This is a genomic window from Paenibacillus sp. CFBP13512 (assembly GCF_005233705.1).
Taxonomy (GTDB): Bacteria; Bacillota; Bacilli; order Paenibacillales; family Paenibacillaceae; genus Saccharibacillus; species Saccharibacillus nuruki.
This window is the reverse complement of sequence record NZ_QGAD01000023.1, coordinates 1-21398: the sequence shown is the minus strand read 5'-3', so window position 1 is coordinate 21398 and position 21398 is coordinate 1. Positions and strand designations below refer to the sequence as shown.

23 protein-coding genes and 1 pseudogene are annotated in these 21398 nt (G+C 36.5%); 5 read left to right on the top strand and 19 right to left on the bottom strand.

Going from position 1 to position 21398, the window contains the following annotated elements; genetic code table 11:
- Nucleotides 1–60 precede the first annotated feature (60 nt).
- The gene (locus PaeCFBP13512_RS21020; protein ID WP_206665615.1) at nt 61–615 is read left to right on the top strand and encodes an O-acetyl-ADP-ribose deacetylase; all 555 of its coding nucleotides are present in this window, start codon (nt 61–63) and stop codon (nt 613–615) included.
- A gap of 96 nt (nt 616–711) precedes the next feature.
- Here the strand turns inward: PaeCFBP13512_RS21020 and PaeCFBP13512_RS21015 are convergent, their stop codons facing one another.
- The 5 genes from PaeCFBP13512_RS21015 to PaeCFBP13512_RS20995 all read right to left on the bottom strand — a co-directional run bounded on the left by PaeCFBP13512_RS21015 (nt 712) and on the right by PaeCFBP13512_RS20995 (nt 4420).
- The gene (locus PaeCFBP13512_RS21015) at nt 712–1467 is read right to left on the bottom strand and encodes a polysaccharide deacetylase family protein (RefSeq protein WP_137225750.1); all 756 of its coding nucleotides are present in this window, start codon (nt 1465–1467) and stop codon (nt 712–714) included.
- A gap of 259 nt (nt 1468–1726) precedes the next feature.
- The gene (locus tag PaeCFBP13512_RS21010; RefSeq protein WP_137225748.1) at nt 1727–2401 is read right to left on the bottom strand and encodes a DNA alkylation repair protein; all 675 of its coding nucleotides are present in this window, start codon (nt 2399–2401) and stop codon (nt 1727–1729) included.
- A complete protein-coding gene (locus PaeCFBP13512_RS21005) occupies nt 2398–2934 on the bottom strand; it encodes a methylated-DNA--[protein]-cysteine S-methyltransferase (protein WP_241669448.1) in 537 nt (178 codons plus the stop codon). Before PaeCFBP13512_RS21005 ends, PaeCFBP13512_RS21010 begins: the two co-directional genes overlap by 4 nt.
- 31 nt (nt 2935–2965) lie before the next feature.
- Nucleotides 2966–3553, bottom strand: a complete 588-nt coding sequence (locus tag PaeCFBP13512_RS21000) for a bifunctional transcriptional activator/DNA repair enzyme AdaA (RefSeq protein ID WP_137225746.1) — start codon at nt 3551–3553, stop codon at nt 2966–2968.
- A gap of 165 nt (nt 3554–3718) precedes the next feature.
- On the bottom strand, nt 3719–4420 hold the full coding sequence (locus PaeCFBP13512_RS20995; RefSeq protein ID WP_137225744.1) for a YceI family protein: 702 nt from the start codon (nt 4418–4420) through the stop codon (nt 3719–3721).
- 226 nt (nt 4421–4646) lie between these two features.
- On the opposite strand from PaeCFBP13512_RS20995, the gene PaeCFBP13512_RS20990 reads away from it, so the two are divergent.
- The 3 genes from PaeCFBP13512_RS20990 (at nt 4647) to PaeCFBP13512_RS20980 (ending at nt 8555) form a co-directional block, all read left to right on the top strand.
- A complete protein-coding gene (locus PaeCFBP13512_RS20990) occupies nt 4647–5330 on the top strand; it encodes a response regulator transcription factor (RefSeq protein ID WP_137225742.1) in 684 nt (227 codons plus the stop codon).
- Complete coding sequence (locus tag PaeCFBP13512_RS20985) at nt 5315–6715, top strand: HAMP domain-containing sensor histidine kinase (RefSeq protein WP_193555973.1); 1401 nt, start codon at nt 5315–5317, stop codon at nt 6713–6715. Before PaeCFBP13512_RS20990 ends, PaeCFBP13512_RS20985 begins: the two co-directional genes overlap by 16 nt.
- A 238-nt stretch (nt 6716–6953) precedes the next feature.
- Entirely contained in the window at nt 6954–8555 is a 1602-nt protein-coding gene (locus PaeCFBP13512_RS20980; RefSeq protein ID WP_161594329.1) for a right-handed parallel beta-helix repeat-containing protein, read from the top strand.
- A 104-nt stretch (nt 8556–8659) separates the two neighbouring features.
- Here the strand turns inward: PaeCFBP13512_RS20980 and PaeCFBP13512_RS23530 are convergent.
- The 12 genes and pseudogenes from PaeCFBP13512_RS23530 to PaeCFBP13512_RS20920 all read right to left on the bottom strand — a co-directional run.
- Nucleotides 8660–8827 (bottom strand): annotated as a pseudogene (locus PaeCFBP13512_RS23530) (excalibur calcium-binding domain-containing protein); the annotation flags it as partial.
- Nucleotides 8828–9121: 294 nt separating this feature from the next.
- Nucleotides 9122–10054, bottom strand: coding sequence for a TIGR02452 family protein (locus PaeCFBP13512_RS20970; protein ID WP_137225736.1), 933 nt, complete (start codon nt 10052–10054; stop codon nt 9122–9124).
- Nucleotides 10055–10085: 31 nt separating this feature from the next.
- Entirely contained in the window at nt 10086–10586 is a 501-nt protein-coding gene (locus PaeCFBP13512_RS20965) for an NADAR family protein (RefSeq protein WP_137225734.1), read from the bottom strand.
- 30 nt (nt 10587–10616) lie between these two features.
- Nucleotides 10617–11543, bottom strand: a complete 927-nt coding sequence (locus PaeCFBP13512_RS20960; RefSeq protein WP_137225732.1) for an NUDIX hydrolase — start codon at nt 11541–11543, stop codon at nt 10617–10619.
- A gap of 376 nt (nt 11544–11919) precedes the next feature.
- A complete protein-coding gene (locus PaeCFBP13512_RS20955; RefSeq protein ID WP_069328759.1) occupies nt 11920–12249 on the bottom strand; it encodes a hypothetical protein in 330 nt (109 codons plus the stop codon).
- A 121-nt stretch (nt 12250–12370) separates the two neighbouring features.
- Complete coding sequence (locus PaeCFBP13512_RS20950; RefSeq protein WP_137225730.1) at nt 12371–12946, bottom strand: TetR/AcrR family transcriptional regulator; 576 nt, start codon at nt 12944–12946, stop codon at nt 12371–12373.
- Between the two features lie 130 nt (nt 12947–13076).
- Complete coding sequence (locus tag PaeCFBP13512_RS20945) at nt 13077–13613, bottom strand: GNAT family N-acetyltransferase (RefSeq protein WP_241669447.1); 537 nt, start codon at nt 13611–13613, stop codon at nt 13077–13079.
- 59 nt (nt 13614–13672) lie between these two features.
- Nucleotides 13673–14686, bottom strand: coding sequence for an NADP-dependent oxidoreductase (locus tag PaeCFBP13512_RS20940; RefSeq protein WP_137225728.1), 1014 nt, complete (start codon nt 14684–14686; stop codon nt 13673–13675).
- 178 nt (nt 14687–14864) lie between these two features.
- Entirely contained in the window at nt 14865–15938 is a 1074-nt protein-coding gene (locus PaeCFBP13512_RS20935) for an alkene reductase (protein WP_137225726.1), read from the bottom strand.
- Between the two features lie 54 nt (nt 15939–15992).
- Nucleotides 15993–16745, bottom strand: a complete 753-nt coding sequence (locus tag PaeCFBP13512_RS20930; protein ID WP_069328763.1) for an SDR family NAD(P)-dependent oxidoreductase — start codon at nt 16743–16745, stop codon at nt 15993–15995.
- Nucleotides 16746–16967: 222 nt separating this feature from the next.
- Complete coding sequence (locus tag PaeCFBP13512_RS20925) at nt 16968–17756, bottom strand: SDR family NAD(P)-dependent oxidoreductase (RefSeq protein ID WP_137225724.1); 789 nt, start codon at nt 17754–17756, stop codon at nt 16968–16970.
- 559 nt (nt 17757–18315) lie between these two features.
- Entirely contained in the window at nt 18316–18639 is a 324-nt protein-coding gene (locus tag PaeCFBP13512_RS20920) for a hypothetical protein (protein ID WP_137225723.1), read from the bottom strand.
- A gap of 153 nt (nt 18640–18792) precedes the next feature.
- Here PaeCFBP13512_RS20920 and PaeCFBP13512_RS20915 point away from each other — a divergent pair, with 153 nt between their 5' ends.
- Nucleotides 18793–19143, top strand: coding sequence for a helix-turn-helix domain-containing protein (locus PaeCFBP13512_RS20915; RefSeq protein WP_137225721.1), 351 nt, complete (start codon nt 18793–18795; stop codon nt 19141–19143).
- Nucleotides 19144–19182: 39 nt separating this feature from the next.
- Here the strand turns inward: PaeCFBP13512_RS20915 and PaeCFBP13512_RS20910 are convergent, their stop codons facing one another.
- Nucleotides 19183–20049, bottom strand: a complete 867-nt coding sequence (locus tag PaeCFBP13512_RS20910; RefSeq protein ID WP_137225719.1) for an HNH endonuclease — start codon at nt 20047–20049, stop codon at nt 19183–19185.
- Between the two features lie 7 nt (nt 20050–20056).
- On the bottom strand, nt 20057–21398 hold a 1342-nt coding region (locus PaeCFBP13512_RS20905; protein ID WP_137225717.1), incomplete at its 5' end, for an AAA family ATPase.

The following is a 21398-nucleotide window of genomic DNA, read 5'->3' as shown; positions in this document are numbered from 1 at the left end:
TGTGAGTACATCTGAATATTAGAAATTGCTCTGGTCCATCATTGGTAGGAGGATAAGAAGATGAATGATATTCAGATGGGACAGACACATATTGTATTGCTTCAAGGAGATATTACTGTGCAACACGTTGATGCAATTGTAAACGCGGCTAACTCTAGTCTGTTAGGAGGTGGCGGAGTTGATGGTGCTATTCATCGTGCAGGTGGTTCTGCAATTCTTGAAGAATGTCAACAGATTCGTAATCGTCAAGGAGGATGTCCTACAGGTGAAGCGGTCATTACAACAGCTGGACGCTTACCAGCCAAGCATGTGATCCATACGGTAGGCCCTGTCTGGAATGGTGGTTCTAATCATGAGCAACAATTACTGGCTCAATGCTATAGCCATTCTCTTCAGCTAGCAGATGAACATCAACTGACTTCGATTGCTTTTCCCAATATCAGTACAGGAATTTACCATTTCCCTAAAAAAGAAGCAGCTACGATCGCTTTAAATACGGTAAAAGAGTATATCGAGCAACATCCTACAACTTCCTTAAAGCAGATTATGTTTGTATGTTATGATGTCGATAATTTATCATTGTATCAACAACAACTGCAAGCGATGAATGTCTAGCACGCTATTCTTTTAGCAAAATAAAAACACCCTGCTCTTTACATCACAGTTATTCTCTGTGAGAAAAAGGCAGGGTGTTTTTATTTACAGATATGATTAACGTTCGTCATTCCAGAAATTCACAGGATGATTTTGTTTGTTCAATACTTTAAACGTATATCCATCTTTTTTGAGTGTTTCTAACACCAATGGTAATACTTTCAGTGTCGCTGGCTGATCATGCATTAGTACGACTGGAGCGGTACCACGTTTCTCAACGGAGTTAACTTGACTCATAATATTTTTGTAGACACGTTGATGATCTTTTTTGTATTTCCAATCCAGTGAATCGACGTTCCAATCCCATAAATGGAATCCACCTTGATTCAACATTACATCACGATACCCTTTCTTCATATAAGGTTTACTGCCGTAAGGTGTACGTACAAGACTGGTACGAACACCTGCCACTTGGAATAGACTTTCGTTAGCATCACGCATTTCTTTGTAAGCGCTGAATGGTGAACTATAGAATTTTTTAACCACATGCGTTACACCGTGTAATCCAAGTCCATTGCCTTCTTTAACAATTCGTTTCGTTGCTGTCTGGTATTGTTCCATATGCGGTCCTAACATAAAGAAGGTTGCTTTCGCATCATATTTACCTAAGATATCCAACAGTTGCATAGTATGTGCTGTTGGCCCATCATCGAATGTTAAATAAATAACTTTTTCTGCTTTTTCTGAACGTGTTGTAGTTGCACTTTTTGTAGCTGTTTTACTTGCACTAGCAACTGCTGTTTGTGTAGCCCATTGAGGAATTAACAATCCAATTAAAATCGTAACCAGTATCCATTTTTGATAGCGTAACATAATAATCTTCTCTCTCCCTTGTCCTATGTAATTTCGACATCTCTCGTCATTATTATATCTAATGTGCAGAGTCCATTTCATCCTTCAATAGCTACTTTCATATCACATTTTTGTTACGATTGAGAAAAACAAAAAACAATTTCGTAAATTAATTGTTATGATCACGAACAAAAAGGCTACATTTTGACGTGTAGCCCTTCTGTTCTATTCTATATATCGTACTTGATATTCAATCTGTTTTGACCAATCTATAATATGATTATTTGCGTCTCATACTTCGTATATGATGTTTGGTCTCTGGGTCAATCCGGTAAGATTCTGTGATTTTCTGCAATGCTTTGTTGTACGTAAATCGATCCAATTGATTATGTTGCAAATAGTGCATCGTTGGTTCAGGTAAATGAATATAACAAATCGAGATTGCCCATGCGACAGCCATTTTCACATAATATCCTTCATGTTGAATACGATCCAAATGACTTAGCACATCTTGAATATAATATTCGTCTACATAATAAGTAAGTAACATTACAACTGCAAATCTCACCTCATATTCGTGCTCTGAAGAAAGATAAGGCAAAATAAATTCCCATACTGGCTGTTGATGGGTTGAAGTGAATTTTAGTCCACCGCAGAAGCGATCACAGACAGACCAATTATCAATTTTCGGTACAAAATCAGTCATGTATTGCAATCGTTCTTCAATATCCATCTGTGCATACCCGATAACCATCCCTTGTAACATCACTTCTTCAAAATATTCATGATCCGCTTGTTGTAAATATATACGCCAATCGTCTTTAACGATCTGCTTGGCCATAATACGAAGTGCAGGTATGCGCACCCCTAATATATTGGTGATCGTAGGCAACAAGCTAGCTGAGAATTGCTGATAATCTGAATCGACTTTTGCTAAAATTTGCTCTCGGATCATAGAACCTCCTTACGTTTTTCCAAATCTAATAACGTTGTCTTCATATTCAATCCACCACGATAGCCTGTTAACGCTCCACTTTTGCCAATCACTCGGTGACAAGGAATTGTAATTAAGAACGGATTAGCACCAATCGCTGCTCCCACCGCACGAACGGCCGCAGATCGCCCGATATGTTGTGCAATATCCGAATATGACCATGTTGCTCCATAAGGAATCTGTAACAACGCTTGCCAGACCTGTATTTGAAAAGAAGTCCCTTGAAAGTCATGTCTGATCGTAAACTGTTGTCGTTCTCCACTTAAATATTGAATCATTTCTTCAATATAAGGTTGTAATTGATGTTCATCATGTATGATCGTGCTTCCTGGTCGTCTAGCGTGAAGCCACACTTCCATTTCGTCATAAGGTTGACCTTGTGAGCCGATATAACAAAGTCCCTCTGGTGTTGCTGCAAGATAGAATTGCCATTGATCATGTTCGATACGTGCCCAGTAGATGATAGGCTTGGTGGCTATATTATGATTGTTCACTGCTAATCCCCTCCTTAATGCTATCTTTATGTTAATGTATCTTTTGATGTTGTTTACGATATTGCGCAGGCGTAATGCCCATTTTCTTTTTGAATAAAGTAACAAAATAAGACGTATTCGGTATGCCTATATTCAGTCCTATAGCCGTAATACTGTGGTGAGTCTCTTTTAATTCTTGGCAAGCTTGATGGATACGATGCTGCTGAATATAATCAACAGGCGTGATATGCATGATTTTTTTGAATGTGCGATGTAAATGATAAGGACTTCCATGACATATCTCGGCTAACTGATGTAGTGTTAATGGTTCTGTATAATGATGATCTATATATTCAGTCATTACTGATACCCACTCGCTATCTGGCAATCGCTCTCCTGTTGGTTTGCACCGTTTGCAAGGACGATATTTGGCTGTTATCGCTTGCTGAGCATCTGCAAAAATCGTTACATTTTGGGGTTTGGGTTCTTTGGATCTGCAAGAAGGACGACAAAATATACCTGTTGTACGCACCGCATAAAAAAACTGCCCATCATAAGAAGCATCATTATTAATAATCGCTTGCCACTGCTCGGTAGAAATCTGAGATTCATGATTGAACTGCGTTTGGATATCCGTCATCGGGTTCACCTCTACCTGTAGTATATCTTTTTCAATCCCCCTTTGTACGCTGTTTTGAATGTAAAAGCAAGATTACAACATTTTCAAACAAGCTTGAATCTCAAATTAGACAGCAAAAAAAGCATCCCGATCATAATGACCGAAATGCTTTTTCAAGATAGCTTTTTATTTATCTAATGTTAATTCCAATTGAACACCGATATCATTCTGTGTGCTTAATACAACAGAGTGAGGGTTTTTCATACCGAAATCTTCAAATGTGACAGTCGTTGTACCGGATAGTAGAATTTGTCCACCTTTGTATACTGCTTTACCTGCAACAGTTACATCTTTAGCAATACCTTTAACCGTCAATGTGCCTTTCATGGTGAAATCATTTGTTGCGCCTTCCGTCCATGTTGTTGGCAAGCCTTCAAAAGAAGTTGCTTTGAATGTAGCTTGTGGGAACTTAGCAACATCGAAGAAATCGGCTTCTTTCACATGCTCATCACGTTGCGCTGTTCCTGAATCAATCGCGCTCATATCAATTTGTCCTTCAGCTACCATTTTGGTAGGATCATCTACATTGATATTCCAGTTACCTGTTACTTTGTTATCTACAAAGTTAACGGTCTCTTGTGAAGTGGTAACGGAGAAGTACACTTTAGAAGCATCGGTATTGATTTTCCAATCGCCATTCAGTTGTTCGCCTGTTGCACTTGCACCTGATGCGGTTCCACTGGATTCAGTAGACGTTGCTGCGGGTATGACTTGCTCGATTGCTACTTTGTTCCCCATATAACTCTTCATAAATTGATATCCACCAATAGCTACAACCACAATAACGATAGCTGCAATAATGATGATATTTCTTGTTTTTTTATTCATCGATTTAATCTCCTTTTGTAAACTGTTCTTGTACCCCTATCATAAACGGCGAATGTGTCGAGAAGATGTCCAAATCGATGTGGAAGGTTAAAATAATAAAATATTATAAAATGGCTTGATCATTGAAGATCGGTATGTACAATAAGTAGACAACGTATCATGCTCTCATTAAACGATAGTGCAAGCTAAACGTAGATATTATGTAGATATAAGGAGCCTTTGAAATATGAACTTAATACTGATTGTAGAAGATGAAGAAGGTATTGCACGGGTACTTTCGGCTTATTTGAAAAAAGCAGGCTTCGAAACATTACGTGCAGCGGATGGTCATCAAGCGTTAGAACTATTCAATTCTTCTGCTCCTGCATTGGTTATCCTCGATATTATGTTACCCGGCATGGATGGCTGGGATTTACTCAAAATTATTCGAAGTAAAAGTGCTTGTCCGGTTATTATGCTGACTGCACGCGATGATATTCAAGATCGACTCACTGGACTGGACGGTGGAGCCGATGATTATATGACCAAGCCTTTTATGCCTGAAGAAGTGGTCGCACGGGTCAATGCGGTACTACGTCGTCGTCCACATTGGAACGATGGGGGCAGTAAACGGAACTTTGGTAATCTAGTAATTGATATGGCTGCCAAACGTGTCTATCTAAATGGTGCTGAGGTGGCACTCAGTCCACGAGATCTATCATTATTACTCTTTTTATCAGAACATCCAAATCGGACATTTACCCGTGATCACTTGATAGAGCAAGTCTGGGGAATGGATTACGATGGAAGTGATCGAGCGGTCGATCTATCGGTCAAAAGATTGCGCCAGTCACTCTCTCACTGGTCATCACAGACGGGAGAACTTCGAACATTGCGCGGAATGGGGTATCAATTTTGGCTAAGCGAGTAAAAAAATCAAAACAAACTTCGATCTTATCGTATTGGACGATTCGTTATTTTCTAATACTGTGTGTTGGATTCTTAATTATTGCGGCTGCGGCGGTCTATTGGGTACGCGATACAGCCATGGATAATCGTTTGAAAACAGCGGGTTTACTCGGACAGGAAGTTGCTGATCGAGTCACTTCGGATAATGGGACTATCGTTATTCCTCAGAGGCTGGATGGTATTATTCAAAATCGACTAAAGTTTTTTAATTTAGATGAATATATGTGTATTATGATCGCTAATGAAAAAGGGCAATTCTTATTCTCTATGCCTAATCTTCCGCAAGATAAATTAAGTAAAAAGTTAACTCCTGATCTTGCCGAACCGACAGATAAACGGTATATGGCGGTAAACACACCTATTTTCAATGAACAAGGAGTTAAGATTGGACAAGTGACTCTTCTTCAATCCAAAAAGTCGTTAACGTATAGCCCAAATGAAATTATATTAGTAGTGGTTCTGTTAAGTACGCTTATTATCTCAGGATGGCTTACCATCTACTGGCTGTCGCGCAAACTATCCAGACCGATTCAATTAGTAGCCGATGCCGCCAAGCAAATTCGTGCAGGTAACTACGATGTTAATTTGGATATTGATACACGGGAACAAGAAATCACCGAACTTGTGCAATCTTTTGAAGAAATGGCTCAACGGTTGAAGCAATTGGAAGAATGGCGTGCTTTATCGTTAGCTGGAGTTACCCATGAACTGAAAACACCTGTTACATCAATTAAAGGTCTGGTCATGGCGGTACGTGAAGAAGTTGTTACCCAAGATGAAGCCAAAGAATTTCTTGATATTGCACTGAAAGAATCAGATCGTATGGAACGTATGATTGCGGATCTGCTGGATTATAATGCTTTTACTTCAGGTAGTGTAGAGATCCAAAGTGATCGCTTGCATTTACAGTTGTTAATTTCAGAGATTGCCTACCAGTGGAAAATAACGCATGAATCCTATCCTGTAGATATGATTCTTGATCTGCCTGAAGAACCACTATATACGATGGGCGATTCGCTACGTATTCAACAAATCTTTGTCAATTTATTAAATAATGGATTACAAGCTGTTGATAAAAGTATACCGATTCAATTTCGGATTCGGATGTATGCAGAACAACAATATGTTCATGTTGAAGTAACGGATAACGGAACAGGCGTAGCACCTGAAGATCAATCTCATATTTTCGAACGCTTTTATCGTGGAGATTGTAAAAAGCGTAGTGTACGTGGATTGGGACTCGGATTAACGTATAGTCAATTGCTTGCTCGTGCTCAAGGTGGCGAATTGCGATTGCGTCAAAGTTCTTCTGCGGGTAGTACGTTTGCTTTACAGTTGCCTCGATAATCACATGCTAATTCTGTTCGATAAATCTGCTAAATCAATATATGACTCCAAAGGTGAATCTTTAGATTCGCCTTTTTGGATTGCTATAAAAATTAAATGATATGGATACAACTACAGAATAGGATATATCCACTTAACTTATTAAGTAAGTTTACCTTTTTAGAGAGTTGGTTAATTTATTATATGATCCTAAATTATGGGATTATACTATGAATTAACATTATTAGGGGGCTGTGTCATGAAAAAGAGGCAGATAGGTATAAGTATATTATCGGTAATGTTATTGGGATGGAGCCAGATTCCTGCTCACGTAGATGCTGCTTCTACGTCTTATCAAGCATCTAGCGACTTTGCTACCACACAAGGGCAACATAATTGGTATTATCAACAAGGGTCTGGCAATACATACTCTAATCTCACTTACAATACGGGTGCGAGTCGTTGGGATTTGAATCAAAGTTATCCATGGGTTTCTGCTAATGCTCAGCATCCCGGCAATACTGCTGATGCTGTTCGTACATGGATATCTCCAGGTACAGGCACGATCACGATCTCTGGAAGTATCACTAAAGGCTCCGCAGATGGCGATGGTATCCAAGCTACGATCAAAAAAGACAACACTACTTTGTGGACGCAAAAAATTACAACGACTGCTGACCAAAACCCTACCGGAGTTACTCAAATTCCAGTGGTCAAAGGCACACAAATTCATTTTGTGATCAATAAAGTACAGTCGATCAGCTTCGATCACACCCTATGGAATCCAACAATTACGTATACCACTCCAGACAATCAGTATCTATCGATAGTCGATTTTGGAGCTATCCCCAATGACGGCAAAGATGATTACGCTGCGATTACCAAAACAATTACAGAAGCTAAAAAACAAGGAAAAGAAGTCTATGTACCGGCAGGCAATTTTATACTAAGTCAAATTCTTAAAATAGATAGTGTAGCCATTCATGGAGAATCACAAGATAGCTCTATCCTGACTTCTACTGATCCTAACAATGGCTCGATTGATCTGTCTGGAACCAGCCCTGCTCTTCGCCAATTGACTCATACGTATCAGACGACCGTTGAACGTGGCAATGGTGCGAATGAGAAAAACAGTATTACTGTACATGGCGCAACTAACTTCACGATTGATCATGTGACTGTAGACAAATCGAGTGCTGCCGGAATGTTAATAAGAGGTCAAGCTAATCAAGGAACAATTACAAATAACATTGTACAAGACACAGGAGCAGATGGTATTCATACAACTGATGGGAGTTATAATATTACGATTGCAAATAATAAGGTCAATCGTACTCTGGACGATATGATTGCTGTTGTTAGCTACGGTGATGATAAAGATAGCTCAGGCAAATTACTGCCTACTCATGACGTAAAAATTCTTAACAATCAAGTTAATGGTAGTACAGAAGCACGTGGTATTTCTGTCGTTGGCGGTCATGATGTACTGATTGAAGGTAACTCTATTCAAAATACTTACATGGCTGGAATTTTAGTGGCTACAGAAGCGGGCGATTATAATACTCAAGATGTCAATAAAGTTACTGTTAATAACAACACACTAAATTCTACTGCTACTAATCTAGGCGGTGGTCATCCAAGCCTTTTGGTAACTACAGGACCGGGAAAAATCGATAATGTAACATTTAATGATAATACAATTAGTGAAGCAGGTAAGTATGTTTTCGGTACATTAGGTAGCGGAACGATGGGTACAATTAATTTTAATCGCAATAATATTATTGGAACAGGAAAAAGTGGACTATATATTTTTAAAAATGGGAACGTATTCGTAGATGGAGAAAAAAAGGTACTTACTTAATAATTAAAGACTGCATTACATTCACCATTAAATAAAAAGGAACCTTTGCTCCTACGAGGAGGACAAAGGTTCCTTTTTTTATTTTAATATAAAAAAGCTATAGACTATTCGCAAGCTATGCCGTCTTTATCACGATCTAATTTTAAACGGTATCCTGGCTCTCCTTTATACAAAGGCGCTTTACCTGCTTTGCGTACAGCACTACAGTTTTTGTAAAAGACTGTTTTGGATTTGGTATTCACATAACTTCCAGCTTGACTGGATTGTGCTTGAACCGTTGGTGCAACAGCTACTGTTAATCCTGCTAATAATGATAATGCGATTAATCCTGAACATGCTTTGTTCATTTTTTTCATGAGTACACCCCTTTACATTATAAGTTTTATTATACTTTTTTGGTACTATATGGATTATATCGGAGAGTTAGTTAAATTGTTTAGTTTAATTTATAAGTTACTTTCAAAAAATAAAAAGCATACCTTATGATGGACAAGCCACATTGGTATGCTTTGGGATATATAAGACTTGAACTTTATCTATGGAGATTGGCTGAATCCATACGCTCATTATAGTGAAAATGCTTTCTCAAAAGCTTGAATAACATGCTTCTTGGGGGATCGATCATACACAGCAAAAACAATCTGTTTAAATAAGAGTGCATATTTTTCTTCTAGTAGCACTTGACGGAACCACGCTGCTACTTCGTGCGGATCATTGCGAAATACACCACATCCGAATGCCCCTAATACCAGATACTCGTCTCCATGCTCTGCGGCTACAGCCAAAATATAGCGAATACGTTCTAACATCACTTCACCGATTCGATCTACATTTGCAGGTTCACGTTCTCTGACTACACCTGCATTAACAGCTGGTGCAGTAATCATAGATACTTGATAGGTCTGTGCTCTCAGCGAACCATCGTCTTCCCGAAAGACCGTTACTTGTGGTGAGTAGATCATATAGTCTGAATACAGACAACTTTTTTGCTTACGATTATAATCATACATTTCAGTCATTTGAATCTGACTCGGATACAGAGAAGATGAACGTGCTAGACTTTCTTCTTGCGCCTGACTTCCTCCCAGAAAGCCACCACCAGGATTACGTGCAGAAGCAAAATTGAGACAAGCGACTTTGTCACGTTGTTGTCTCATGGTGAGTTGTTCAACTGCTTTGAGCGTTGAATAAGGATTTACAATAATCTTTGACGCACAGCGCTCATCATCCGACAATGACGACTCTTCCGGTTGTAATAAATCTGCTGGATTTGGATTTCCTATATGAGTTGTATGTTGTAAAAGAGTGTTGATCTTTGCGACTACTTTTTCTTTGACTGTTGGTAATTTTTCAGGTGTATACAGAACAGAATGATTGATAGTATATTCAACCTCTGACTTGATCTCAATCTGTTTACCTGATAATACTTTGTAATGACCTCGTTCTAAAATATCTAATGTTTCTTGCGCCCACTTGGAGCGAACTTCTCGTGATGTCATGATTGGCAACTCCTTACTTCTCTATTTCTAGTTAGACTTGAGACAATAAACCTTCTCGCAATTGTGTTAAAACTTCGCCTAGCCAATTCGTTCCCCGCCATGTTGCTCGCTGATGGATACGAGGATCATCTTCAGATAATCCAATACCCCAGATACGATCAGTTGGACTGGCTTCGACTAAAGTCTGTCCAGCTGTGGCTAACAGTACCAGTAATAATTCCGGGTTCTGCGTAAACTTGGCATGATTGCCACGGTATACGATATTTTTGGCTTCTCGATTCCAAAGCTCATCATCAAATCGTTGAATCTGTCTACCTAACGCTTTTTGCTGACGCGGATGGTCGGCTTGTAAAATACGTGCAGCGATATCCCGATCACCGAATAATTGCGCTTTGCCATACATCATATATTGTTCTGCTGATGTAAATTGCTGCCCTTCCAACTCAAAAGAAGCTGGATACCACTGAGAGAATGGAGAGGCATCTCGGTAAAAAAATAAAAAACGTTCAGATTGAGAGCTTGATCTACTCATTGTATGATTCCTCTTTTCTTGATCCAGACGTTATTTGACGACCTCTTCCCAAGCGGGACGAAAACGAAACAGTTGGGACGGTCGATGTCCTGCATCTTTGGTATATTCATTCGTAGCTACGACTTGTGAAGCGATTTTACGACGAAATGCAGGTGCTAATAACTCTCGATCCAAAATAATTTCATAGACTTGTTGTAATGCAGATAATGTAAATAACGGTGGCATCAAATTAAAAGCAATATCGGTATACTCAATTTTGCTACGCAAACGTTCTACACCATAAGCAATCATTTTGGCATGGTCAAAAGCGATTCCTTCGCTCTCTACCACTTCCCAGCGTACATCGTTGATCGTACCTCGATAGACATGAGTGACTCGAACCAAGCCAGATAATTCATGTTCGCCATGCTGTAAATGAATACGAATATCCCGCTCAATCTCGCATCCATCGGGTAAACGTACTTTCTTTTCTTGCATAATCTGATAATTAAGCTTAAACCATCTTGCATCGTCTGCGTCTTCTCCTGCTTGTACTTGCTGAGTTGTAGAATCGACCAGTGCCATGTAAGAACAACTGATTACCCGTGTGCGAGGATCACGATTCACTTCGCCCCATGTGTATAATTGCTCCATATAGATGTGCTCCAGATTCGTTTCACTCCGCAATTCCCGAGCCGCCGCTTCATCCAGACTTTCGTCGATAGATACGAACCCACCCGGTAATGCCCACTGCCCCATATATGGATGTTCACCACGTTGAATCATCAGCAACTGCAATGACTTTTCTGGTAATTTGCGATAGTTATCTTGCTCTTGATTCATCACTGTAAAAATCAGCATATCGACTGTAGCTGAAGGTCGATCATATATACCAGCATCATATTGTTCCAGAAATTGTTGTTCTGTAAGACCTTTATGGTTAAGAATGGGCGTCGCATCAGTTGGCGAATCAGACATAAATATAACCTCCGTATTAGAATTAGCTATTATTAGTATTTACGTTTATTGGTTAAATGTGTTCAGCAAAATAAATCAGATATATGTTCGAATGATATTCACTTATTGTTATTAACATATAGTTATTATTAACTAAAATTACTCTCCAAGTCAACATTGATCATAAAATAAACCAAAAAGACTTTCTCTAGATAACAGAGAAAGCCTATAGTGCAAAATATCAAATCTACCGTTTATTTACGTTGATTACGCTTATTTTTACGATTCGTTTGGATCGTCATAAAACCAAAAATAATAAAGACTACTCCTGCACCTACAAGCATTTGTATCAAAAAATCCATTATTTCACCTCAAGCTTAGTCGTTATGTATACAGCTTACTTTACACTTAACCGATTACGCAGTACTTGCCACACTTTTATTAGAAAATATGCTGTAATATAGCAACCTATTAATGATACAAAAAAAGAATCTGTTTTAAAATATACTTTCTCTGTATGCATAGTGATAAACCATAGATTTTCATATCCTGTCAGATCATCACTTGTCTGCAATGTTAAAAAAGAAGAAAACTGACCAAACTGATACTGCTTTACAATATCTGAAGGGAAATTTCGTGTTATATGTACTCTATTAGGTATTAACATAAACAGTAACATCACAATTACAGTCACTAGCCAAACTCTTTTATGATCAAAAAAAGTCATATTGTCCTCCTTTTCTATCAAACGTGTAATATAAACATTGTATACCAAATAAAAAAGCCTGAAACATTATGACTCTCTCGCGATCGCAAATGGTTAGGCTATAGTTATAAGGTTAGATACTTCATTTGTTCAAAATCCTTAACGTGGTATCTATAATATCTGTTAATTTCTGCTGATCTACAGCTGTTTTCACTGTGGTACGTAGACCTAACCAGGCGTTCATAAAATAGTGAGCCAGCAGTTCAGCATCAAGGTCTGCTTGGATCTCTCCACTTCTTTGACCTGCCACCAGTAGATCCAACAAACATTGTTCAGTGTGTGTATAAGCACCTTCTACTAATGCAGAGACTTCAGGATCGAGTGTACCTAATTCTACACCAGAATTCACCATTAGACAGCCTTTCGGTAATGCTTGATTATCAACGGTTGTTTCCAGAAATATACGAATGATATCTGTAACAGGAACTTGCTGTTCCAATAAATGTTGCAGTCGTTGGGACTGAAGAAGTTGATAGCGTTGTAGCGCTTGAATAAACAGCGCATGTTTATCTCCAAATGTATCATAGATACTTCTGCGATGAATCCCCATCGTATCAACCAATTCTTGCATCGATGTTTTCTCATAACCTTGGGACCAGAATAGATACATCGCTTTATCGAGTACTTCATTGATTTCAAATTCTTTATGCCTTGCCATTGTTCTCACCTCGCTTATTTAGTATACATTGAAGTGAATGATCAGCAAACGTGAGATTGATCCCAACTCATTCCTAACAGAAACTGTTGAATCTTTAACATCATAGTATTAATCTTTTTAAATCATGGTATTATTCTTCAAAATCCAAATAATAATAGATATCAGAATTGCCTCGTTCAGATGTAAAATGGTAATCTCTTGTATTCAAACCGCCGATTTCAAAACCATATTTTAAATAGAATTTATTTGCAGCAAGATTATATGATTGGGCAATAGTACTCAAGCCTTTACAATTTTTTTCTTTGGATACGACTATTCCCAAATCAAGCATATCTGTAGAGACACCACTTCTACGATAGTTTTGATTTACTTTCAGATCACTAAGATAACAATACTTATTCCAATGGATCTCAAACACAGCGAGTCCAACACAGATCTCCTGATCAAAGGCAGCTATAGCAAAACCATTCTGATAGATTTTGGCAAATGAATAATTTTCTTCTGGAAATGTTTTCTCCTGGGTCTGATCAAAGTACTTTTCTTGATACTCCCATTGATCATTAGGCTTGGTCACGACTAATTCACCGAATATCTGAAAGGTCTCATTAGGTAATTGCAAAGAATCTTTGGTTGCTTCTGTAATCAATTCAATTCTTATATGATTCAATTTGTAGCCTCCTTCGATCTCTAACTATTCAGCTTCCAGAGTCTACAAAACTGAACGTATCAGAATTGTATAATAACTTTACCTTTTGGTCGACCATTAGCTACAAGCTCTAACGCATAATTGATATCGTTGATCGTAAATGTCTGTGGATGAAGAAGTGGAACAATATGATTGGTTTCAACGATTTGAGTAATTTCTTTCAATTGTGTACCGTCTGAGCGGACAAAGATAAATCGATATTGTATGTCTTTCTTCTTCGCTTTGTTATCGTATCTCGCACCAACAGCACCAAAAAGCTTTTGTTTCCACCAAGGAAAGCCACGATCTTCTGCAAAACGTTTATTAGGTCCAGTACGAAGAGAAAGTAATCGTCCGCCACGCTTCATCATTTGTAATTCATTATCGAACTCTTCCGGTCCTAAAGCATCGATCACATGATCAATATTCGTTAGAACGTCTACATAATTTTCTTTCGTATAATCTAAATATTGATCTGCACCAATCTGTAACGTACGTTCGCGTGTCTGTGCATTGCCGCTTACAATAACTTTTAATCCCATAGCTTTGGCGATAGGTACAGCGATTTGTCCAAAACTACCAGATCCACCGGGAATAAACACAGACTGCCCTGATTTTGCTTCTAGTTCTTCATGTAGCCCTTGATAAGCAGTAAGTCCTGTCAATGCTACCGCTGAAGCTTCTGCATAAGACAAATTTTTGGGCATGGGTGCAATAGCCGCCGCATCTACAGCTACATACTCGGCGAATGCGCCTATTTTTTTCAAAGGTAACCGTGTGTAAATATCATCGCCCACCTGAAATTCACGTACATTTTTACCTACTTTTTCAATCACACCTGCTAATTCATTACCGATTGTCAGTGGAAAGGGATAGTCTTGAATTAATTTGACACTACCTGTTATGATTAACATTTCTAGTGGATTCACAGCGGCAGCTTTGACTTTGACCAGCACTTCATGATCTTCAATATCTGGAATCGAAATCGTATTCACTTGTGCTTCTATTTGCTTGGAATACTTGCTGATCTGAGCAGCTTTCATTGTTTTGTTCATGTATGAGTACACATCCTTTTTAAATTCATTTTAGAATTTATGTTTTTAGTCACATTATACAAATATATACTATTTATGTTAAATAATCCTATTTATACTTATTAAAATATTGAATAATAGAGAGCGTACATGGTTTAAATTGTACGCTCTCTTTAAGCAGATCAAAGGAATGACTGTGTTACTGTTTTTCTAATTCTTTTAACGTAGGATAATCCGTGTAACCCTCGCTACCTCCACTAAAGAATGCAGCAGGGTTTGCTTCATTTAATGGTGCGCCTATTTGAAGTCTTTCTACCAAATCAGGATTAGCTAATGCCCATACACCAACCGGTACAAGATCAGCTAGACCACTATCTAGATCTGCACTTATATTTTCTAATGTCCGACCTGCACGATTAATCAATAACGGATTCGTCCATATGGATCGAATATCTTTTAACAATTGTTCATTTCCAAGATGCATGATATGAAGATAAGCAAGGTTTAATTGTGCTAATTCTTTGGTCAGGTAACGATAAAGATCAGGACCCTGTTCACCTTCTTCAATACCGCCAAGTGGTGTATGTGGAGAGATACGGAATCCTGTTTTGTCAGCTCCAATCTCCTCTACAATCGCTTGGGCAACTTCAATAGCAAAGCGAGCACGATTTTCGATCGAACCACCATATTCATCAGTACGTGTATTTGAATTTTCGCCTATAAATTGATTAATCAGATAACCGTTCGCACCATGAATCTCAACGCCATCGGCTCCAGCTGCAATAGCAGCCGCCGCGGCTTGACGGAACTCTTGAATCGTTATTTGAATCTCTTCTTGGCTCAACTCACGAGGTACAGGGATATTTTGCATACCATTTGCTGTAAACATGTCGACGCCAGGAGCAATTGCAGAAGGCGCTACGGCTTGACGATGATGAGGTGTATTTTCAGGATGTGACATCCGTCCAACATGCATCAATTGTATATAAACATATCCGCCTGCTTCATGAACAGAATCAATCACTTTTTTCCAGCCTGCGATATGTTGTTCTGTATAAATACCGGGTGACCATAAGTATCCTTGACCATCGTCTGAAGGCTGTGCTCCTTCTGTAATCAGAAGCCCCAAAGAAGCGCGTTGCGTATAATACTCTGCGGCTAACTCTCCAGGGGTACCATCTTCTTGTGCTCTACTGCGTGTCATCGGTGCCATAGCTAGTCGATGATGTAATTCCATATTTCCTATTTTCGTGGGGGTCCATAATTTTTCCATTTGTCTTCCTCCGATATTTGATAGGTTATAAGCTGAATACCACTTAATTGATATTTAAAATTCTGAAATGACCGGGTAGATCGGTGCTGTTAAATTAAAATCGTAATTGGTATCAACAATACCTACAGTCTCTGTACCTTCATACAGATTCACCATAAATCCAGCCATTTCTTTTGCTGTGTGATACTTAGGCATATTGGCTTGATAATCATATTCTTCAATATCGTTTGAGTTTTTCACAAAATCGGTTTCAGTGATCGCTGGAGCCAATACTTTAGCTTTCAGATGCGCACCTTTGATTTCTAATTCTTTGGCAAGACCTTCTGTAAATGCACTTACATAATATTTAGAAGCAGAGTAGGCTACACTTCCAACAGCAATCGCATAACCAAGTGCTGAAGATACATTGATCAATTGAGTGCCTTCGATATTTGCATAATCCTTAACATAAAGAGTGGAAAGAATCGTTAATGATTCGATATTAACTTTTAACATCATTTCGACTTTACTTAGATTCTGATCGACGATGAAAGAACCTTCACCAAGTCCTGCATTGTTGATCCAAGTCTCGATTTGATAATTTTTTAGACTGTTGTATAGCGTATAGGCTTGCTGAGTGATAGAAAGATCACTCTCCACGATTACAACATCTAATGCTGGATGCAATTCTTTGATTTTGGCTTGAAGTTCTTCGAGCTTTTCTACTCTTCTGGCTACGATAATTAAGTTCTTTCCTTTAGCTGCAAATGCCAATGCGCTCTCATAACCAATTCCTGAACTTGCTCCTGTGATCACTGTATATTTCATTATTATTGCTCCCTTTAATCATATTTTTAATTTGAGAACGATCATTCTATAATTGGTATAAAAGACCGTTTCTCTTTCTTTCGCCATAAGCATATCATTTCTAGAACGATCGGTAAAGTATTATTTTTAAAAATCATTTGTTGTGTCAAAAAGAAGTCATAGGATGGAATTTAACCATTACTTAAATAATAAAGTGACGCTTCTGCATCTAAAATGTAACGCTTAGTGGTTGGTGTTAGCTTGTGTAGATCTTACGAGACGAGTTGTCCATTTGCGTGGTAATAATCGTGGCATAAATGCTAATAAGCGATTGCGCGCTCCCGGTATAATCAACGTATCTCCTTTTAAAAATCCGTGATATCCTTCCTTCGCTACTTGACTAGATGTCATGACTGAACCGCTTTTTGCCATTTGCGGGGCTTCTTCCATACCGGAACGATTGAAAAATCCAGTCGCTGTCACTCCCGGACATAATGCTGTCACAGTCACACCGGTTCCACTTAGTTCATTTTCAAGGGCTTCTGTAAAAGATAATACATAGGCTTTAGACGCATAATACACAGACATCAGCGGACCCGGAAAAAATCCAACAAGAGAAGATACATTCATGATCCCGCCATGTCCTCGCTTCACCATGTCCGGTAGAAATAACTTGGTCATTACAGTTAAAGCTTTGATATTGATATCAATCATATTCACTTCTTGTTCTAGATCTGTTTCTAAAAACGTTCCATACAAGCCAAATCCAGCATTGTTAATCAGGTAATCTACGACAATTCCTTTTTCTTGGAGTTCTGCAAAAACAGCTTGAGGCATTCCTGTTGCTGAGACATCTTTGGCGATAATTATTGAGTGTGTACCGTATTTTTGTTTGTACTCTTTCGCCATTTCTTGCAGCTTGGCTTCATTGCGTGCTACCAACACCAAGTTATAGCTATCTCTTGCAAAAAGGTCAGCTAATTCTTTTCCAATCCCACCGGATACGCCTGTGATCAATACCGTTTTTTTCATTGTCATGGCTCCTTATTCATATAGTAAGTGAAAGTTAAACGTGTTCGTTGTATTCGTTTACGAGTCTGTACAAAGGATAATGGTTGCTAACATAAAAATACAAGAATGATCGTTCTAAAAAAATCAAAAAAATAAACTTTTCTTCGAATATCTTATTTGCGTATGAACATTCTTTAAATATGGTTAGTTAGCAACCTTCTGTTTTAAACTCTATCATATTGAGAACGATCGGTAAAGAAAAATATTTTTTATTTCTATATGTTAAAGAATTAGATATTAAAAAGCCTTTAGCCTGTATAAGCTAAAGACTTCTCATAGATTATTGTGATTTGTAATTACATCCTGTGTTGGACTTTAATCTCTTTCTAATCAACCTGAACTTGCATTGCGAACTACAAAAGCTAATACCAACCATAGTATAAATACGATGCCAATAATTACAATTTTAGAACGTTTGCTTCTGAACATGTATAATCTCCCTTTCTTTTTCGATCTAAAATTCAATTTGCCCACTATGTAAGTCTTCTCAAAAGCTTTAGTTATTGCCCTAATTATTCATTTATTTAATGTTAATATCGAAATTACTTTCTTCCATATTATAGAATTTAGTTAACAAAGTATAGGCAGAGATCGTTTGCAAATGATTGACTACCTTTTGCAACTGTTCTATAGAATCTGTTCCGTGAGCTACTTTAATGTATTGATGGCTATGTAATGCTCTATAAATATCCTCATGATCTGTCGGCTCAATCTGTACCAGATGAATATGAGAATTGGCTCTATGTCCACTGCCTACGATAGCATAATAATCATCAATTAGAAGGGCTTTGTCATGATGATATTGCAAATGTTTTTCATGTGGAACGACCCAGATTTGTTTCATATGTAGATGTCCTCCTAAAATTAAATACGTTTAAGTATTATTATTATACTCTATTCTTAAAACAATTAATACTTATAAATATCATTTAATAGTACGTATATATTCCTTACACCTTTGTGATTTATTGTCTACTCTTTTAGAGAGGTGTTGTATATGGATGAGGTTTTGATTAAATTAGGAAGTAAAATAAGAGAATATCGCAATCTTAAAGGATTATCTCAAGATCAATTAGGAGAATTATGCGGATTTCATTTTTCCTATATTGGCGGAGTCGAGCGTGGAGAACGAAATATTACTATTGAAAATATTGCAAAGATTTCTAAAGCTTTAGATATTGAACTTTCTAAATTATTTGAATTTCATCAAGAAACAGATGAGAATAATTTAGGAGAAAAGCAGAATCTTTTAAATGAATTAACCATCTTACTTGAAAATAAGAGTGTTAGTCAGATTACTATGATAAAGAATATTATTAATGAGATTTTCAAGACTTTTTCGAAATAAAAAAAAGATACACTAACAAATTAGTGTATCTTTTTTTTATTAAGTTAAACAGGATCGGATAAAATTTTCTGATTGTTGCATAGCATCTAATAATGACGCCTCCCAGAAATTATTTCCATATATTTTTCTTTTGCTTTCTGCTTCATCTTGTAAATCTAACTCTACATCTTCTATAGTCACTTTTGTGATTGACCTTCTAGATTTTGCTGATAAAGTCATTCTATGGGTGGTAATTGTTCCATTAGCTAACTTAGAATAGTTATCCAATAAATTGAGATACAAAAAATGACTTGAAATTATACAAAATAATGTATTGTCTATTTGTTCTCTATTGTTTAAATAAAATTTAACTGATGGTATAGGATCGTTATTGTCATATATTAATTTCGCAAATAAAAATTTCTTACTTGGTAAAATATCATAATACATATTCAAAAAAAGTCTATTGTTATTATCATCTATCCATTTCTCTCTTTTTTTAAAATTGCAACTTGCACAGCATGGAATTAAATTTAAAGGATTTATACTTAATTCAGGATATTGACTTTTAGGAAGATAATGATCAAAAGTTATAGGAGTATCTATACAGCAATACTGGCATTTCATTCCATATTCTAATGATTGCAAATTAGAAATACAAGATTTCATTTCTTCTAATGCTTTAGTACTACTATCGTAACAATGTAAAAATGCTTCTTTAATTGATATTTTTTCGCTATAATCAACTAAAAAATTTATTAAAACATGTAAAGAATCTAAATTATCATTAAACAATTTATATTGTTCACATACTATTATAAAATTTTCTTCATTTAATAATAATAATCTTGTTTCTTCTTTCTTTGAATGAGCTATTCTTTTAAAAATATCTATAGGCTCTTCCTGATATGGTATCAAGTTTTTCATATTGGTCTTATTCCTTATTATTAATAATTGTTTTCAAGTAAACTTTTGCATTAAAACTAAGTTTGTTGTTAAATAATAATAATATTTCATCGTAAGATAAATCTTGAGTTATTCTATTGAAGAAATTTTTATATAAACTATCTTTTTGACTACTATAAAAAACTTCTTCTGTAATACTAGTTAAATCCTCACCAAAACTTTCAATCCCCAATGGTCTAATTATAATTTTATTATCAATTTTTTCAAAAACTCTAACGTATTTTGCAGGTATTTCCTGTAAAATTATTGGAGAATGTGTAGAAATAATTGCATAAGAATCATACTCCTCTAATAATTCGTAAAGCATTTTTGTTAAACTTATTACTGCATCTGGATGTAAATATAGTTCAGGCTCATCATAAAGGATTAAAGAAGAATTTTTAATATTAGCCATAATATTAGTTATCATCACTAATATCATATTTTGTCCTGAGCTCAATTGTTTAAAAACTTCTTCCGGCACTCCAGTTATCAAGTACTCTAATGTCTCTAAAGGAATTATGGAAGAAAGGACTTTTTTCCATTTCATAAGTCTATCTTTCGTATTTAAACGATGTAGGGAATCATTTATTTTTACAGCCATTTGACTTTTGCTTATAATTCCATTATTAGACCTAATACCGTAGTACTTATAACTAAAATCCTCTGAAAAGTTAGGTTTATCAAATTCGTCAAAATAACTATAAGATATTGCAATTACTTGAGAAAATATCGGAGTTGATGGAATGAAAGTTTCCTCATTTATATCTACTCTACTTAAAGCGTCTGCTAATTGTATAAGCATTTTTGTCTTTCCAGTACCATTACTTCCAATCACTGCATTAATTCTGTAAGGCAAATATTTATGTTTGTTAAAGTCAAAATTTATTTTTAAATTGTTACCATAATGATAATAGTTAAAATCGAAGTAAGTGATATAGTTAGGCTTAATATTTTCCTTTTTATAGAAAATATATTTTGCAGTTTTTATTTCTTCATTATTTTCAATATTTTGAATTAAAAAATCTTTGATTTCTTTGTATGATTTTGCTTTTTCAAATAATTGTTTATCAAAAATAAGATCATTTAAATTTTTTAATAAATTAGGATATATCATATATCCTACATCTTCTAAATTCTTATAATAATCTAAATTCACTCCTACTGAAAAATAAGATTTATTTAGTTTTTCAAATGAAATAGGAAGAGAAAATTCTGAGGGACTACCAATAGAAACTATTTTTATTTCTCCTAACGTTACTATATCGCTACGAGTAGATCTTAATTCTAATTTGAACCATCTTTCATTTTTCTTTAATTTATTTCTTTTA

What these genes read in the sequence shown, in the direction of transcription:
- PaeCFBP13512_RS20990 (WP_137225742.1), top strand. Translation starts at nt 4,647, where the DNA reads ATGAACTTAATACTGATTGTAGAAGATGAAGAAGGTATTGCACGGGTA.
- PaeCFBP13512_RS20955 (WP_069328759.1), bottom strand. Translation starts at nt 12,249, where the DNA reads ATGACTTTTTTTGATCATAAAAGAGTTTGGCTAGTGACTGTAATTGTG.
- PaeCFBP13512_RS21000 (WP_137225746.1), bottom strand. Translation starts at nt 3,553, where the DNA reads ATGACGGATATCCAAACGCAGTTCAATCATGAATCTCAGATTTCTACC.
- PaeCFBP13512_RS20970 (WP_137225736.1), bottom strand. Translation starts at nt 10,054, where the DNA reads ATGACATCACGAGAAGTTCGCTCCAAGTGGGCGCAAGAAACATTAGAT.
- PaeCFBP13512_RS20925 (WP_137225724.1), bottom strand. Translation starts at nt 17,756, where the DNA reads ATGAAAAAAACGGTATTGATCACAGGCGTATCCGGTGGGATTGGAAAA.
- PaeCFBP13512_RS20935 (WP_137225726.1), bottom strand. Translation starts at nt 15,938, where the DNA reads ATGGAAAAATTATGGACCCCCACGAAAATAGGAAATATGGAATTACAT.
- PaeCFBP13512_RS21020 (WP_206665615.1), top strand. Translation starts at nt 61, where the DNA reads ATGAATGATATTCAGATGGGACAGACACATATTGTATTGCTTCAAGGA.
- PaeCFBP13512_RS20950 (WP_137225730.1), bottom strand. Translation starts at nt 12,946, where the DNA reads ATGGCAAGGCATAAAGAATTTGAAATCAATGAAGTACTCGATAAAGCG.
- PaeCFBP13512_RS20965 (WP_137225734.1), bottom strand. Translation starts at nt 10,586, where the DNA reads ATGAGTAGATCAAGCTCTCAATCTGAACGTTTTTTATTTTTTTACCGA.
- PaeCFBP13512_RS20980 (WP_161594329.1), top strand. Translation starts at nt 6,954, where the DNA reads ATGAAAAAGAGGCAGATAGGTATAAGTATATTATCGGTAATGTTATTG.
- PaeCFBP13512_RS21010 (WP_137225748.1), bottom strand. Translation starts at nt 2,401, where the DNA reads ATGATCCGAGAGCAAATTTTAGCAAAAGTCGATTCAGATTATCAGCAA.
- PaeCFBP13512_RS20915 (WP_137225721.1), top strand. Translation starts at nt 18,793, where the DNA reads ATGGATGAGGTTTTGATTAAATTAGGAAGTAAAATAAGAGAATATCGC.
- PaeCFBP13512_RS20995 (WP_137225744.1), bottom strand. Translation starts at nt 4,420, where the DNA reads ATGAATAAAAAAACAAGAAATATCATCATTATTGCAGCTATCGTTATT.
- PaeCFBP13512_RS20940 (WP_137225728.1), bottom strand. Translation starts at nt 14,686, where the DNA reads ATGAACAAAACAATGAAAGCTGCTCAGATCAGCAAGTATTCCAAGCAA.
- PaeCFBP13512_RS20930 (WP_069328763.1), bottom strand. Translation starts at nt 16,745, where the DNA reads ATGAAATATACAGTGATCACAGGAGCAAGTTCAGGAATTGGTTATGAG.
- PaeCFBP13512_RS21015 (WP_137225750.1), bottom strand. Translation starts at nt 1,467, where the DNA reads ATGTTACGCTATCAAAAATGGATACTGGTTACGATTTTAATTGGATTG.
- PaeCFBP13512_RS20910 (WP_137225719.1), bottom strand. Translation starts at nt 20,049, where the DNA reads ATGAAAAACTTGATACCATATCAGGAAGAGCCTATAGATATTTTTAAA.
- PaeCFBP13512_RS20920 (WP_137225723.1), bottom strand. Translation starts at nt 18,639, where the DNA reads ATGAAACAAATCTGGGTCGTTCCACATGAAAAACATTTGCAATATCAT.
- PaeCFBP13512_RS20960 (WP_137225732.1), bottom strand. Translation starts at nt 11,543, where the DNA reads ATGTCTGATTCGCCAACTGATGCGACGCCCATTCTTAACCATAAAGGT.